The 14,522-nt window shown below is 59.8% G+C and carries 12 protein-coding genes; 10 read left to right on the top strand and 2 right to left on the bottom strand.

All coding sequences use genetic code 11. The annotated features are described in order from the left end of the window. Positions 1–247: 247 nt before the first annotated feature. The gene (locus RCAS_RS21750; protein ID WP_157042879.1) at positions 248–1,405 is read right to left on the bottom strand and encodes an STAS domain-containing protein; all 1,158 of its coding nucleotides are present in this window, start codon (positions 1,403–1,405) and stop codon (positions 248–250) included. A gap of 240 nt (positions 1,406–1,645) precedes the next feature. Between RCAS_RS21750 and RCAS_RS21745 the strand changes: the two genes are divergently transcribed. Further along, positions 1,646–1,864 (top strand): YgaP family membrane protein, encoded by a 219-nt coding sequence (locus RCAS_RS21745; protein ID WP_012122643.1) that lies wholly within the window; start codon positions 1,646–1,648, stop codon positions 1,862–1,864. A 223-nt stretch (positions 1,865–2,087) separates the two neighbouring features. On the opposite strand, the gene RCAS_RS21740 is transcribed toward RCAS_RS21745, so the two are convergent. Continuing rightward, positions 2,088–2,387 (bottom strand): DUF4258 domain-containing protein, encoded by a 300-nt coding sequence (locus tag RCAS_RS21740; RefSeq protein WP_012122642.1) that lies wholly within the window; start codon positions 2,385–2,387, stop codon positions 2,088–2,090. 474 nt (positions 2,388–2,861) lie between these two features. Between RCAS_RS21740 and RCAS_RS21735 the strand changes: the two genes are divergently transcribed. From RCAS_RS21735 to RCAS_RS21690, 9 genes are all read left to right on the top strand, one after another. Next, positions 2,862–3,509, top strand: a complete 648-nt coding sequence (locus tag RCAS_RS21735; RefSeq protein ID WP_157042736.1) for an RNA polymerase sigma factor — start codon at positions 2,862–2,864, stop codon at positions 3,507–3,509. Then, positions 3,506–4,126, top strand: coding sequence for a helix-turn-helix domain-containing protein (locus RCAS_RS21730; RefSeq protein WP_012122640.1), 621 nt, complete (start codon positions 3,506–3,508; stop codon positions 4,124–4,126). The genes RCAS_RS21735 and RCAS_RS21730 overlap by 4 nt, the downstream gene beginning before the upstream one ends. Positions 4,127–4,560: 434 nt before the next feature. Further along, the gene (locus tag RCAS_RS21725) at positions 4,561–8,103 is read left to right on the top strand and encodes a UvrD-helicase domain-containing protein (RefSeq protein ID WP_012122639.1); all 3,543 of its coding nucleotides are present in this window, start codon (positions 4,561–4,563) and stop codon (positions 8,101–8,103) included. A 227-nt stretch (positions 8,104–8,330) separates the two neighbouring features. Then, positions 8,331–8,801 (top strand): flavin reductase family protein, encoded by a 471-nt coding sequence (locus RCAS_RS21720; RefSeq protein ID WP_012122638.1) that lies wholly within the window; start codon positions 8,331–8,333, stop codon positions 8,799–8,801. After that, a complete protein-coding gene (locus RCAS_RS21715; protein WP_012122637.1) occupies positions 8,798–9,865 on the top strand; it encodes an L-threonylcarbamoyladenylate synthase in 1,068 nt (355 codons plus the stop codon). The genes RCAS_RS21720 and RCAS_RS21715 overlap by 4 nt, the downstream gene beginning before the upstream one ends. A gap of 54 nt (positions 9,866–9,919) precedes the next feature. After that, positions 9,920–10,258 carry a hypothetical protein gene (locus tag RCAS_RS21710; protein WP_041332253.1) on the top strand — a complete coding sequence of 113 codons (339 nt, stop codon included), beginning with the start codon at positions 9,920–9,922 and terminating at the stop codon, positions 10,256–10,258. Between the two features lie 8 nt (positions 10,259–10,266). Beyond that, a complete protein-coding gene (locus tag RCAS_RS21705; protein WP_232280094.1) occupies positions 10,267–10,848 on the top strand; it encodes a hypothetical protein in 582 nt (193 codons plus the stop codon). Between the two features lie 7 nt (positions 10,849–10,855). Then, complete coding sequence (locus RCAS_RS21700) at positions 10,856–11,968, top strand: DNA-methyltransferase (protein WP_012122634.1); 1,113 nt, start codon at positions 10,856–10,858, stop codon at positions 11,966–11,968. Between the two features lie 550 nt (positions 11,969–12,518). Beyond that, on the top strand, positions 12,519–14,510 hold the full coding sequence (locus RCAS_RS21690; RefSeq protein WP_012122633.1) for an amidohydrolase family protein: 1,992 nt from the start codon (positions 12,519–12,521) through the stop codon (positions 14,508–14,510). Positions 14,511–14,522 lie beyond the last annotated feature (12 nt).

The following is a 14,522-nucleotide window of genomic DNA, read 5'->3' as shown; positions in this document are numbered from 1 at the left end:
TGACAAGACGTGGCGAGCATAGCACAAAAAAACGGAAACGTCAAATTGCGGGTGAGCGCTCGTATCGGGTAGGTTGCGAGGGAATCGCCAGCGAGCATCCACGGGTCAGGCAGAGGGTGACCGGCGCTTGAAGCATTGCCGGCGCATGACCGGGGTGAAAGAGGATCGGCTCTATGGACATCGCTGGAGTTGCCACCTCCTTCTCCACACAGGTTTCCTCCTGCACACGATAATAAATCGTGCCTGGTCAGGCGTCTCTTGCGGCCGGCAATCGGGCATCCATGCCAGCAGGCGCATTCTGCCGATGCACGCCAGCAGATGACACGTCGTGCAGTGCGCTAATCGCCTGTTGCAAATTCGCAAAAGTGCGTATCTGCCCAAGCGTCACCCCCAACCCCACGACCGTCTGCGCCACTTCTGGGCGAATACCGACCAGAGTCACCTTTGCACCCAGCAAATGCGCAGCATCGGCAGCGCTCAGAATCATGCGGGCTACCTGTGTATCGACCAGCGGAACACCGGTGATGTCGAAAATCACATGGCGGGCGCGCTCGCGTTCAATGGCATGCAATACATTGGAAACAAACGCCTCTGCACGTGCTTCGTCGATAGCGCCGATAAGCGGCGCAACCAGCACGCCGGGCAACACCGGCAGGACGGGTGCGCTCAATTTGCGGACAGTTTCCTGACTTGCGCGCAGATCGGTGAGCGCCTGTTGCAACTGCGCCTCACGCTGCTCAACGGCGCGAAGCGCTGCTTGCAGGTCTGTCGTGCGTTCCTGCACCATCATTTCCAGCGAGTCGCGCAAACGTTCGAGTTCTTGCCCGCGCACCAGCGCAGTTGTCAGCGCTTGACGAAGGACCGGACCAAACGATGCGATGATTGTCGTGATCACAAAGAGCACGAGAAGGAAGAGCGCTACCGCAACGATCGTCAGGTCGGCAGGAGGTCGTACTGCGGCGATGAACGGTGCGAGCGCCGGCTTGAGAAAGAAAATGAAGGCAGGAATCAATCCACTTGCCACAGCGACCGCGATCAAACGGCTGGTTTCGATCAGGAGACCGGTCAGAATGACCGGTATAAGCGTCACCAGCAAGAACGCCGCCGCCGCCGGATAGCCGTAGATGACGGTGACGAGGAAGACAGCGCCGACCAGACCGGAGGAAGCAATCACCACCGCCATGCGAAATCGTCCGCGCCGGAGGACTGCCACCCCCGTCATACTGGTTATCATGACCACAATCGCGCCGGTTGCAGGAACGCCGCCGGTCGGGTTGACCCCTAGCGCCGCAAAGAAGACGATCAGCGCAACCAGTGCTGCGCTGCTGATGGCAATCAGGATGCGTTGCAATGCCGGCGTCTGCTGGCGCTCGATAACCTGACTCAACACGTCAGTGTCGTTCATAGCTGGCACAGAATACCTCCTCGATCAAATACGGCGTGCAGTCGGTTTTGCGCGCCGATGCATAGAGAGCGGACTTAAGGCGACTTCCGCTCGTGAACCTGCAACCGTTGCAGCGATCATTCTGTGCCTATTCTACGTCAGGAGCATTACCATCGTTCTGTAACCTTTTGTCAGGCGCTGCATTTCAAGAGTGATGCGGTTTCAGAACAGTTTTCAGCACATCAGGAAAGGAGCCCAACAATGCTGGCAAAGAATGAAGGTCCTCTGGATCGCGGCATTCGCGCGGTGCTTGGTATCGTAGCGCTGGTCGCGGCATTCACATTGTTGAGCGGCGTCTGGCAGATCGTTGCCGGCGTGGTCGCATTCATGCTGCTCGTGACGGCTGCCATTGGTGTGTGCCCGCTGTACTCGGTGCTGGGCATCAATACCTGCCCGGTCAGACCGGGAACCAGGAGTTAGGGGTTAAGGGGCAGGGGGGCAACTTCGCCATGTCATCCTTACTATCTCTTGCCCCTTGCCCCATACCCTGCTTTACCTTCCCATGTTGGCGCCTTCCCACCCTTAAAGTGGTTCTCATCATACACTCCTATTGTCCGTTGCGCGTTCGGCGTTGGCTGAGCCTGTCGAGGTTAATGCCGAACGCCGGGTTCAACGTTGTGAGAACAGCGTTTGTCAACGCCTTTTATGCCGTCCGATCATACTTTTGCTTGCGGCGAATGTCGCGCAGAGCGCGTCGGTTGCGGTAGACGGTGATGAGGACCGGCGTCGGACCGGCGTCGTTGATAAGGAGTGTGGCGCCTTCCAGATGATGATATTTTTGAAAGGTCGCTCTATCGGTTGGGATGTCGCGCCGTCCAAGGAAAATGTGCAGCACGCCGCCGCTGCGGATGCGACGCCCGTGTCGCATGATGAAAGCCACCTCGTCGTCCTTCAGATTGCGCTGCGCCTGGCGCAAGCGTGCGTGGTCGCTGATGGCGATCATGGTTGCCTCCCCTTTTCAGGTGCGGCGTCCGCTTTGTTGTTGGGTACACAGCGGTTCCGCCGGTTGTTGTGCTCAGCATAGCGTGTTTCTATGAACAGGATAAGACTGTTGCGCACCGCTTTTTTCATCTGGGTTCAGGCATGAGTTGTCAGTTGGCGGACCGCCGCGCAGCTCGATGCTGAACCCGCACCCTGTGCTTTGTGAAGCCCCGCGCCGGTAGGGCTTCGTGCGCTCAGTGCGGGTGTTGACGTTCGCGCGGGCGTGCCTGCGGGTGTGAGGCGGCGCAGCGTGGCATGCGCGGCGCTGTGGTTTCTGACATTGCATCCTTCGCCTCTCTCCTGGTTGACAACCGCCGAAGCGTGTGGGTATCATTCATCCGTTGAGAACCGAGAACCAAGAGCCGGAAACCAACAGGCGCCGGGAGGGGTGATAGATGGGTGATGCTCTGGTTGTTTGACGATGGCGGTTGATGGTATGGAACAGAAACGTTCGTGGCATGAAGTGGTGCAGGAGTGTCAGGATCGCGTGTCCCGTCTACGCGTAGTGCTGACGACAGGCGGCGCGATGCCGCCTGAACATAAGGCAGACCTCGACGCGGTGATCCTTGCGGTGCGCAACTGGATCTATGGGCGGGCGCGCCGGTTGGGGCTTGATGAAGATGCCCGCAACGATGTGCTGCTCGAATTCATTCAGCAACTCCATCGCGATCTGCGCAGCCCTGGATTTGGCAGCATGGAGCGCAGATTCGGCGCATATGTCTCGACCACGGTCAACCGCATTCTCTACGAAAGAAAAAATCGGCAGCAGAACATCTTATCTTTTATTGAGAGCCTGGACGCGCCGTTTGGCGACGACGGTCCGCCGCTCCACGAGGTCATCGAAGATCCGACGCCGGCGCGTCTTGCCGAAGAGCATGACGAAGAACAGGTTCGCAAACGATTGTACGAAGCGATCGCAGCGCTTCCTGAAATCGAACGTGCGGTTGTTACGCATCGCCTGAGCGAAGTACGCGGGATCGACATCGCACAGATGCTTGGCATGTCGCCCGCAAATGTTTCACGTATCTACAAGCGCGCAATCAATCGGTTGCGTCAGGCATTGACTGCCGGGGAATCATCATGAAAGACCGTTCGTATTTCATCGAGGCGGCGTTGCGTTACGAGGAACTGCTCGAATCGGGGCAGATCATCAGCCTCGATGCGTTTGTCGCGCAGGAGCCGCCGGAGGTGCGCGAGGAGTTGCGCGCGTTTCTCGAGTTTAACCTGACGCTCGGCGAATTGGACGAGCCGGCGGTGCTATCGCCGACGGAAGAGGCGGCGGCCGACCGTGTGATGGCGCTGGCGGGGGCGGCGTGGGAACGCGAGGTGAGCGGCGGGCCGCTCCAGAATCTGACCGACCTGCGCAAGGCGCGCCACATGACGGTTGGGCGGCTGGCGCGCCACTTGAAATTGCCGGTCGATCTGCTGGCGCGCCTGGAGCGCGGCAAAGTGCGCGTTGCGACGATCCCCGAACGGTTGATTGAGCGCCTTGCCGAGGCGCTCCAAACCACTTCATCGGTCATTCGGGCGGCGTTGCTTGCTCCTCCTCCGATTAGCGCAAATGCGCGTTTGAACGCCGAGGATGGCATCGTTGAACCGGAGGAGATGGTCGTCAGTTTCGCACAGGCGTTTGCCGACAGCGCTCCGACCGAGGAGGAATACGCTGCGTGGGCTGATACGTTGTCGAGCGCCCGGCGCTGAAACGGACGGATGATCACGCCTGGCGCTTCTTGCAACGCGGGTGAACCGCTGCGATAACACGCTGTGGATGTTTTTGAGCAGGTCCCGGTCGTGGATCGCGCGGCGCTGGCTTTCTCCTCCAGAGGTTTAAGGGCGGACAGAACATCGGCACTCCAGCGTGGGAGAACCTCGCGCGCGGGAGCGGGGCGGGGGATGAGAGTAAAACGGCTCATCCCAACGCCATTCATACCCGCTCTGCTCATGCGTGCTGTTCACCCTTGAACTTTCGGAGGAGGGAGCAGGGAGTGAGGGTAAACAAGTTGTCGAGACGCAGCAGTCTTAGCGTTTTTGTGCCTTTGCGTGCGCGTGTTTGATACGGTGTTGCTTCTCGCTCCCCGATGCGCAGGTCTACCCTTACGGATTCGCAATCGGATAGATCATTGTGAGCGGCGGCTATGAGCGTCCATTCACAACACATTCGCGCATTCGCACGCGATATTCGCCGATCCTACCTGGAGCGCAGCGGTGGCGCGCCGGCTCATCCGCTTCCGCTTGACGATCTGGCGGAGACCCTTTGGGGGTTGACCGTTGTTCCGACGATGACGCTCGCTGCGGGCATTCAGGGAAAGGTCGAGCCGGAACTTCAGGTCATTCGGGTGCGGCGCGATCTTCCGCCGACCCGCCAGCGCTTTGTAGTGGCGCATGAAATTGGTCACGTGGCGCTCGAAGGATTGACTGCCGGTCCCTTCCGCGACACCGACGATACGCTCGATGAGCGCGCGGTTGGTGAGGACGCCGATGAGACGGCAGTGCGCACCTACAACACGCGCGAGCGGCGCGAACGAGAGGCGAACCTTTTTGCGCTCGAACTGCTGGCGCCGGCGGAGGATATCTGGCAGGCGGTGCAACAACCGGATTGGAGCATCGAAACCCTGGCGGCGCACTTCGCTGTTTCGTCCGATGCCCTTTGCGCGCAGTTGGCGAATGTCTGCCTCCTCGAACCGCCGGTGTCGCCGGAAGCGTCGGTTAACGCGCGCACCACTTTATGTATTCTCGACCAGGAGCAGCAGGCGGCGGTCGATGCGCCGCTGCCGCTGTTGCTCGCCGCAGGACCTGGCACCGGCAAGACGCGCAGCATTGTGGCGAAGTATGTGTCGCTGGTGCGTCAGGGGGTCGATCCGGCGTCTATTCTGGCGCTGACATTCTCGAACCGGGCGGCGGAAGAGATGCGTGAGCGGATCGTTGCGGCGCTTCGACACGAGGCGCCGCGTCTTGTCGGGCGCATCGAGATCAGCACGTTTCACTCATGGGGCTTGAATGTGCTGCGGATCTACGGAGCACGCCTCGGGCTGCCGGTTGATGCGCGTTTGCTCGATACTGCCGATCTCTTCATCCTACTGTCGAAACGCCTGAACGATCTGCGTCTGGCGTATTTCAAAGATGTGCGCGAACCGACCCGGCATCTGTTGACGATTATTCAGGCAATCAGTCGTATCAAGGATGAACTGTGGTCGCCTGATGAGTTTTCGCGTCTGGCGGACGTGGAAGCGCAACGCCTGATCGCAGCAGCGGAACGGGATTATCCCGGCGCGACCCGCAAAGCGATCGAAGCGCGCGAACGCGCTGCGCGACAGGCTGCCGCTCTGCGTGAATTGGCGCAGGTCTATCCACGCTACGAAGCCATGCTGCGCGAAGCGGGCGCACTCGATTATGGCGATCTGATTGTTCTGCCGGCGCAGGCGTTGCGCGACCATCCGGCAATCGCCGCCGATCTCCGCCGGCGCTACCACTACCTGCTCGTTGACGAGTTTCAGGACATCAACTATGCGTCGGGTGAACTCATCCGGTTGCTCGATGGCGGGCGTGGGCGGGTGTGGGCAGTCGGCGATGCGTGGCAGAGCATTTACCGCTTTCGTGGCGCTTCCGCCGCGAACCTCGACGAATTTCCACGGTATTATCCGAATGCGCGTATCTTCTACCTGACGCGCAACTATCGTTCGCTGCAACCGATCCTCGACGCCGGCGCTGCCGTGATGTCTGGCGATCCGCGCGCCGCCGAACGACCTCCGCTTGTGGCACAGCGCAACGGCGGTGGGGCGCACACGGTCGTTGAGTGGGCTGCGCCGCGCAGCCAGGATGAATATGCCGCTCTTGCCCGTGATATTCTGCGCCGGGTGCGACTGCGCAATCGCTGGTTGGCATCGGGCTGCGCGGCGCGGTGTCGGATGCCGCGCTCTGGAACGATGCGGCGAGTGGCGCGCCGTCCCCCGCTTTCGACCCGCCAGTGGCGTTTTGGTGATCATGCCATCCTCTGCCGCACCCACGAGCAGGCAGGCGCGGTTGCTGCTGTGCTTGAAACGCACGGCATTCCCGTCGATTACATCAACGACGTGTTCGATACACCCGGCGTCAAGGATGCCCTGGCAGTCTGCGCTCAGGTTGGTGCAACCAATAGCGCCGGGTTGTTGCGCGCGCTGACGATGCCCGAACATCGGCTCGACCCTGCCGATCTCAACCGGTTGGTCGATCTGGCGCGACGAAGCCAGCAGGCGCTGCCGCGCGCCGCGCGCGACCCGCAAATCATCGCCTGTCTCAGCGAGGCGGCTCAGCAAACGCTCGCGCGGATTCGGATAATTGTGGAAGCGCTGGAAGGCGAAGGAGACGCCTGGCAGGTGTTGACTGCATACCTGTTCCGGCACAGTCGGGCGATGCGCGCGCGGTTGATCCACGCTGCACAGGGACATATCCGGGCGCAGCGCGAACTTGCGGCGCTTGGTCAACTGCTTGCCATTGCGCGCAACTTTGTGCGCGCGGCAGCGCCGGATGAATGTGATGCATCGCATTTCATCGACTACATTCGCGCCCTGCGCGCCGCTGGCGTGCGGCCACGATCATCGATCGGCGGGCAGGTGGACGCGGTGCGGGTGATGACGGTGCATGCCGCGAAAGGGCTGGAGTTTCCGATCGTGTACGTTCCGGGATTGCAGGAAGGGCGATTCCCGGTGCGTGGCAATCAGCGCGGCATCCCATTGCCCGCCGGTCTCATTCGCGGTCCAATCGAGAGTGAAGAGCAGGAGGAACGCTACCTGCTCTATGTGGCGATGACCCGCGCGCGCGACCGGTTGGTGCTGAGCCGGTCGCTAACGTGCGGCGATGGCGCGAAATCGGCGGAGCGCTCGTCGCTGCTTCCCGGTGACGGTCAGGGGAACGGCGCTCCATGGCGCGTGCGATTCATCGAAAGTGCAGTGAACTGCCCTGTGCCAACGCCCGACATGCGTCTGCAAGACACGCCACTGCCGCGCATGCCGCTGCCTGCTTCGAGTATCGACCTCGACGGTTGCAAACGGCGCTTCCTCTACCAGTATGTCTACCAGTTGTACGATGACCTGTCGCCCTTTTTGCGCATGCATCAGACGATCCGCGAATGCGCCAAAATTCTGACGGAACAGGCGCGCAGGGATGCTCTTCCTGCTGATGAAGCCGGGCTGCGCACCCTGGTGTTCGGTCAGTTGCAACGCTATGAACTCGATAGTGTACTCTACGCCGATGACTACGCTGCCGAGGCGCTCCGGCACGCACGGACCGTGTGGGACGATCTGCGCACCGGACGGCTCTCGCCCGAGTGTGTGGACCGGCGGGTAATCGTGCGACGACCTGCCGGGACGATTGAGGTGCGGATCGATCGTGAGGACATGCAGGACGGCGTGACGCGCTGGGTATGGGTGCGTCCAGGGATGCCGCGCAATGACGATCACCTGGCAGAGCGGGTGATGCTGTACGCTCTGGCGCGCCAGGAGACGCCCGATCCACCTGATGAGATCGTCATTGCCTACACCGGAACCGGTGACGTGCGCCGCGCTACGCCCCGCGCACAGGTATTGGCGAACCACACAGAAAAGATCGATCGTCTGCTGGAAGCCATGCGCGCGCGACATTGGGAGCCGTTGTTCGGTCCACAGTGTGATACGTGTCCGTTTAATCTGATCTGCCCGGTATAGGTGCGAGGTGCGAAGGTTGCGGGTGGCATCAGAATGCCCAGACTTCTCCTCGCTACTTTCCAGTCGAAAAGCGGCGGAGGGGTGAAGACAAAAAGGTGTCGGGATGCCAGACGTTCGTGTTGCAGGTCCAAAAGTCTGCATCGTGAAAATCCGCAGCGGGATTGTGAACCGCAGCAGACGCAGCCCCGTATAATTAGGAGGAGTTCTCGTGACACAATGGAGCATCCATGCCAGTCGATGAATCTCGTTTTCGCCAGTTGATGGGTCATTTCGCCAGTGGCGTGACGGTGGTGACGACCGAATACAAAGGGCGGCTATTCGGGTTGACGGTCAGTTCCTTCTGCTCCCTCTCATTACGCCCGCCGCTGGTGCTGATCTGTATTGATAAAAACGTCCGGGCGCACGACGCGATTGCCGCTGCCGAACGCTATGCGGTTAATATTCTCGAAAAGCATCAGGAGTATCTATCGCGCCGCTTTGCAACGCCGGAAATTGACAAGTTTATGGGTATCGCCTGGCATTTCGGCCAGTTGGGGTTGCCTATCCTCGATGATACACTGGCGGCGTTCGAGTGCCGGTTGACCGATACGTTTCCCGGCGGGGATCACTCGATCTTTGTTGGTGAAGTGCAGAATGCGGAGATCCGCGAAGGGTCGCCGCTCATTTACTACCGTCGTGGGTATCACGAACTGAAGTGAGCAATGTCGTCGCAACCCGCGTTCTGGTCGTCGATCCGTCTGCTCCCGATCCGCGGATCATCGCTGAAGCCGCTGCGGTGATCGAGTCAGGCGGGTTGGTGGCGTTTCCCACCGAAACGGTCTATGGTTTGGGCGCCAATGCGCTCGATGAGCGGGCGGTGACGCGCATTTTTCGCGCCAAGGGGCGCCCGGCAACCGACCCGATCATTGCGCACATCGCCGATCTCCGGCAACTCGACATGCTTGCGCGCGACATACCGCCGGTTGCGCGTGTGCTGGCACAGCGTTTCTGGCCCGGACCACTCACACTTGTGGTGTGGCGGCGTCCTATCGTACCTGCCAATCTCTCCGCCGGGCGCGCCACGGTTGCTGTGCGTATGCCGGCTCACCCGGTGGCGCTGGCGTTGATCGCTGCCGCTGGCGTACCGATTGCAGCGCCGAGCGCCAACCGCTTCAGTCGCCCAAGTCCGACGACGGCGGTGCATGTGCTCGATGACCTGGCAGGGTGCATTGATCTGGTGCTCGATGGCGGTCCCACGCTGGTCGGCATTGAGTCGAGCGTGGTCGATCTGACCACCGATCCCCCCAGGCTGCTGCGCCCTGGCGGGGTGACGGTTGCGGCGCTGCGGGAACTGTTGCCTGAATTGATCGTTGAGCCGCGCTATCTGTCTGTTGGCGACGAAGCGGCGCCGGCGCCGGGGATGTTGCTGCGGCACTACGCTCCCGATGCCCCATTGATCGTGGTGGCGGGTGAGCGTGAAGCAGCACTGGCGCGCATTCGCAGCGAGGTGCTGATGGCTCTTGATGCAGGAAAGCAGGTTGGTATGCTGGCGTTCGACGAAGACGTGGCGGAGCTGGCTGATCTCCCGGTGCGGATTGTAGCGCTTGGTTCTGCGGCCAATCCCGGGCAGGTGGCGCAACGCCTGTTTGCAGCATTGCGCGAAATCGAACGTATCGGCGTCGATCTGATCCTGGTGCGCGATCCCGGTCGGGAAGGATTGCGCCTCGCCGTTCGCGACCGCCTGGTGCGCGCCGCCGAAGGGCGAGTTATTAACGCCGAATGATGTTGCGCCCGTGGTATACTTGCCGGAGAGACGCGACCAGGCATGGTATTCGAGATGAATTTCCTGCGACGACTGTTTGGCGGCGACGCGAGCAATCGTGAGCACGACGGCGCGATCCATCTGTATGTTGAGTGTGGGCGCTGTCGCGCGGTGGTGCATGTGCGCGTCGATCCGCGCAACGATTTGATACCGGAGTATGGCGACGGTGATGATCTCGCCGGCTACCGGCTGATCAAGGAGATTATGGACTCGCGCTGCTTCCGCTTGATGCGCGCTGAGATCGAGTATGATGCGCGTCGGCGCGAGATCAATCGCGTGATTGAGGGCGGCGCGTTCATCACTCGCGACGAATATGAACAACGGCGATTGCTGCCGTTATCGCCGCGCGATTGAGAGGAACGGTGTCCGAATCTATGACTGCCAATCCTGCTCCTCCGCCGGTCTGTCCTCAGTGTGGGCAGAACGATATGGTGCGCCGTGTCAGCAACCTGGTTCAGGATGAACCAGGGTCGCCGTTGGCGCAGAAACTCGCCGCGCCCCGCTCGCCACGTCCCGCTGCTGTCTTGGGCTGCGCTACGTCGTTCTTTGCCACGATGGTCAGCATCAGCGCCGCTATTCTTGCCACGGGGTTGACCGAACTGACCTCGATGGCGCCACGCACCGGTCTGCTGTTCGGCGTGCGCGATACGTCGGTGTTCACCGGAATTATTACCTTCCTGTTCGTCTTTGTGGGGGTGCATGCCATGTTCGTCTGGCGACAGGCGCGGGCAAGCCGCTTTTTCCGCCGGGCGTTTACTGCCTGGCATCAAGCCAGTGAACGCTGGCAGCAACTCCACTATTGCCACCGCTGCGATGGCGTCTTTCTCCCAGGTCAGTCGTCGCTGACGCCGGTCGATCAGGTGCAGATGCTGCTCTATGCGCGCCGTCCGTCGCAGCCGGCGGCATCCCCGGCGAATGCGCCGACATCGGCGGAGGGAGGGTAAAAGCCGTATGGACGCAGCCACAAAGCCGCAAGCATTCGTTACACCCGATCAGTGGCGATCAACGATTGTCGAGACTCATCACCGCGCCAGGGTTGACGCCTATCTGTGCGACACACGGCTGCAACCGCTCCTGCTGCTCGGCGACGCGCAGACCGTTTTGGAGCAATTGCCAGAAGCGAGTATCGATATGGTGATGACCTCTCCTCCGTACTGGGGGAAGCGTGAATACGACGATGGCGGTATTGGGATGGAGGATGACCATCGTGAGTACATCCGTCATCTCACACAGATATGTTCTCTCATCAAGCGGGTGCTGAAACCTGAAGGATCATTCTGGCTCAACCTTGGCGATACCTATCATCATATGCACCTGCTCGGCATTCCCTGGCGTGTGGCGCTCGCACTGACCGATCATCAGGGATGGATCTTGCGCAATAGTGTGATCTGGAATAAGGTCAAAAGTGGTATGGATACCGCAAAGAACCGATTAGGAAATGTTCATGAATATCTGTTTCATTTTGTGAAACAACCGAAATACTACTACAACGTCGACGCAATTCGCTCAAAACCACGGCAATCCCGAGTTGTGAACGGCTCGGTCATATCGGCGACAGGAGTTTCTGGGGTGCGTTATCGCCGTCAGATCGAACTTTCAACCGCTCTTTCTAACGAAGAGAAGCAGGAAGCGCTCAGGGAATTGAACAAAATGCTGGAAGATGTCGCTGCCGGTAAAATATCCGATTTCCGGATGATCATTCGCGGACAGCAGAGGGCTACCCATTCCGATCGCGAGCGTGTGTCGGGACGAGCGCGTGAGCTGAAGGAGAAAGGATTCTATTTTTTACGCTACCATCCTCACGGCAGCAAGCCCGGGGATGTGTGGGACATTCTCCCTGAGGATACGCAACGGCGAGATGTGCATTTTGCACCGTATCCTGTCGATCTCTGTCGAATCCCTATCCTGTCCACCTGTCCAGAATATGGCGTGGTTCTTGACCCGTTTTGCGGAACAGGAACCACACTCCTGGCGGCGCGTGATCTGGGGCGGAGATCGATAGGTATTGATATTTCGCAGAGCTATCTCGAAATAGCATTGCAACGGTGTCAAACATTGTTATGAGTCGGGTAGCGGAGCTTTTTGGATATTCTGCCGGTCAGAAGGGTATCGATTGGCAGAATATCGTGTCAGAGCAAAAGTGTCCATTTCTTGGAAAGAAGTGTTATAAGGTCCGTAAAAGCGACCCTTTGATCTCAATCGGGTCTTGTACGGTTATTTATGGAGATCAACAAGATCCTGTTATCATTTGTCCTACGCGCTTTACGGCAGGTAATACAAGGTGCAGACCTTCGAGTATATCGGCAAGAAGATAGTTTTGGTCCTTCAAGACAGGTTATTCAATTACATGAAGCAGCAGTTTACCTTCGACCACCTTCATAATCCGCCTGTTATGAGTGACTCGCTGCGGTTTCACGTGTATCACATGAGTAGAGACCCGGACAGGCAATCATTTGGTATCACCCTGAGTTCAACATGGAGCACAGACACAGCAGGCGTCGCGCGATGTTTGGGACTACAAGCCGATCCACGAGTGGAGCTTCAGAATATCACACAGGCGCTCGAGGCTCGATTATCGTCAGCGTTGCGACTTGCACGTGAGTAAGGAGTGTACATGGAAACCGTTGACCTTCTACTCATCCACGGCGCTGTGGTGACCATGGACGCCGCAGGGCGCATTTTTCTCGATGGTGCGGTGGCGGTACGCGGCAATGAGATCGTTGCGGTCGGTTCGTCCGAAGACCTGACTGCGCGCTTTACCGCCGGCGAAACGCTCGATTGCCAGGGGTGCGCCATTATTCCCGGTCTGATCAATGCCCACGCGCATGTGCCGATGAGCCTGTTGCGCGGTCTGGTTGCCGATCAGCAGCTCGATGTCTGGCTGTTCGGCTACATGTTCCCAGTCGAAAGCCGCTTTGTCGATCCCGAGTTCGTTTTCACCGGCACACAACTCTCGTGCGCCGAGATGATCCGGGGCGGGACGACGACGTTTGTGGATATGTACTATTTCGAGGAGGAAGTGGCGCGCGCTGCCGATCTGGCTGGGATGCGCGCGATCTGCGGGCAAACAGTAATGCGCCTTCCCACTCCCGATGCCGCTTCGTTCGATGAGGGGTTGGAGCGGGCGCGCGCGTTCATTGAGCAGTGGCATGGGCATGAGCGTATTATTCCGACTATCGCGCCTCACGCGCCCTATACCTGCACCGATACGATCTATCGCGAGGCCGCAGCGCTCTGCCGCCGCTATGGTGTGCCGCTCGTCACTCACCTCTCCGAGACCGAACGCGAAGTCGAGGAGAGTCGCCGCGAGCGTGAGGTGACGCCGATCCGCTATGCCAAACGGGTTGGCGCGTTCGATGGCAAGTGCATTGCCGCGCACTGCGTCCATGCGACGGAAGACGATATCCGCTTGCTCAAGGAAGGACACGTTGGAGTTGTGCCCTGCCCTTCGTCGAACCTGAAACTTGCGAGCGGCATTGCGCCTCTCCGCCGCTTTATTGAAGCCAGCCTGCGCGTCGGATTGGGCACTGATGGTCCTGCCTCCAACGATGATCAGGATATGTTCACCGAAATTCACCTGGCTGCGCTGTTGCCGAAAGGAGTGAGCGGCGACCCGACGGCGGTTCCGGCGCACGATGCGCTGGCGCTGGCTACATCGTCCGGGGCGCGCGCCATTCATCTCGATCACCTGATCGGCTCGCTCGAACCGGGAAAACGCGCCGATATTGCGGTCGTCGCGCTGGGACGGTTGCATTCCGCGCCTCGCTATCACTACGCGCCCGATGCGCTCTACTCACACCTGGTCTATGGCGCTCGCTCGGCGGATGTGCGCGATGTGCTGGTGGACGGTCGCTTCCTCCTGCGCAACCAGCAACTGTTGACCATCGATGAAGACGATGTGTTACGGCGCGCGCAGGCAATCGCCAACCGGATCGATGTCTTTCTGGCGGCTCGCGAGGATAACCTGCTCGACAAAATCCTGGCAATCGGCGGCGTGCAGCAATCCGAGATTTTCGAGGTTCAGGCGAAGGCGCTCATCGATCCGCAAACCGCCGAGCGCGTTATTCAGGCGTTGCACGAATCGGACATCACGATCACCAAGGCGAGCGAACGCACGCAGTACGACACCTACTTTCTGTGGGACGATGAGGAACGTGGGCGCATCCGTATCCGGGAAGACCACCGGACTGATCCTGGCGCACGCGTCGAACCAAAGTACACGATCACCCTTATGGCTCCCGCGCAGCGGGGAGAGTATCGGATGGCAGTGCTCTTCGGACGGGCGCGCTATACGGCGCTTGCTGATCGCACGTTGCGCTTCTACCGTGAATACTTCCAGCCGGATCGGATCGTCGAGATCGAAAAGCGCCGCCGCCGCTGGCGCATTCAGTACCGCGACGCCGATTTCGCTGTCAATCTCGATACGCTGATCGGGCACGCGCGTCCCGGACCGTACCTGGAGATCAAGAGCCGCACCTGGAGCCGTAAGGACGCCGAGCATAAGGTCGAACTCATTGGCGAACTGTTGCGTCGCTTTGGCGTCTCCGAGGATGCATTGATCAAACAGGAATATGTCGAATTCGAAACAGCGGTGGTCGAGCGCTGAGAGGCGAGACGT

The organism is Roseiflexus castenholzii DSM 13941 (genome assembly GCF_000017805.1).
In the GTDB taxonomy this organism is placed as follows: Bacteria; Chloroflexota; Chloroflexia; order Chloroflexales; family Roseiflexaceae; genus Roseiflexus; species Roseiflexus castenholzii.
The sequence above is the reverse complement of the archived record's forward strand: the minus strand, read 5'-3'. Positions and strand labels throughout refer to the sequence as shown.

What these genes read in the sequence shown, in the direction of transcription:
- RCAS_RS21690 (WP_012122633.1), top strand. Translation starts at nt 12,519, where the DNA reads ATGGAAACCGTTGACCTTCTACTCATCCACGGCGCTGTGGTGACCATG.
- RCAS_RS21735 (WP_157042736.1), top strand. Translation starts at nt 2,862, where the DNA reads ATGGAACAGAAACGTTCGTGGCATGAAGTGGTGCAGGAGTGTCAGGAT.
- RCAS_RS21740 (WP_012122642.1), bottom strand. Translation starts at nt 2,387, where the DNA reads ATGATCGCCATCAGCGACCACGCACGCTTGCGCCAGGCGCAGCGCAAT.
- RCAS_RS21720 (WP_012122638.1), top strand. Translation starts at nt 8,331, where the DNA reads ATGCCAGTCGATGAATCTCGTTTTCGCCAGTTGATGGGTCATTTCGCC.
- RCAS_RS21730 (WP_012122640.1), top strand. Translation starts at nt 3,506, where the DNA reads ATGAAAGACCGTTCGTATTTCATCGAGGCGGCGTTGCGTTACGAGGAA.
- RCAS_RS21710 (WP_041332253.1), top strand. Translation starts at nt 9,920, where the DNA reads ATGAATTTCCTGCGACGACTGTTTGGCGGCGACGCGAGCAATCGTGAG.
- RCAS_RS21745 (WP_012122643.1), top strand. Translation starts at nt 1,646, where the DNA reads ATGCTGGCAAAGAATGAAGGTCCTCTGGATCGCGGCATTCGCGCGGTG.
- RCAS_RS21700 (WP_012122634.1), top strand. Translation starts at nt 10,856, where the DNA reads ATGGACGCAGCCACAAAGCCGCAAGCATTCGTTACACCCGATCAGTGG.
- RCAS_RS21725 (WP_012122639.1), top strand. Translation starts at nt 4,561, where the DNA reads ATGAGCGTCCATTCACAACACATTCGCGCATTCGCACGCGATATTCGC.
- RCAS_RS21750 (WP_157042879.1), bottom strand. Translation starts at nt 1,405, where the DNA reads ATGAACGACACTGACGTGTTGAGTCAGGTTATCGAGCGCCAGCAGACG.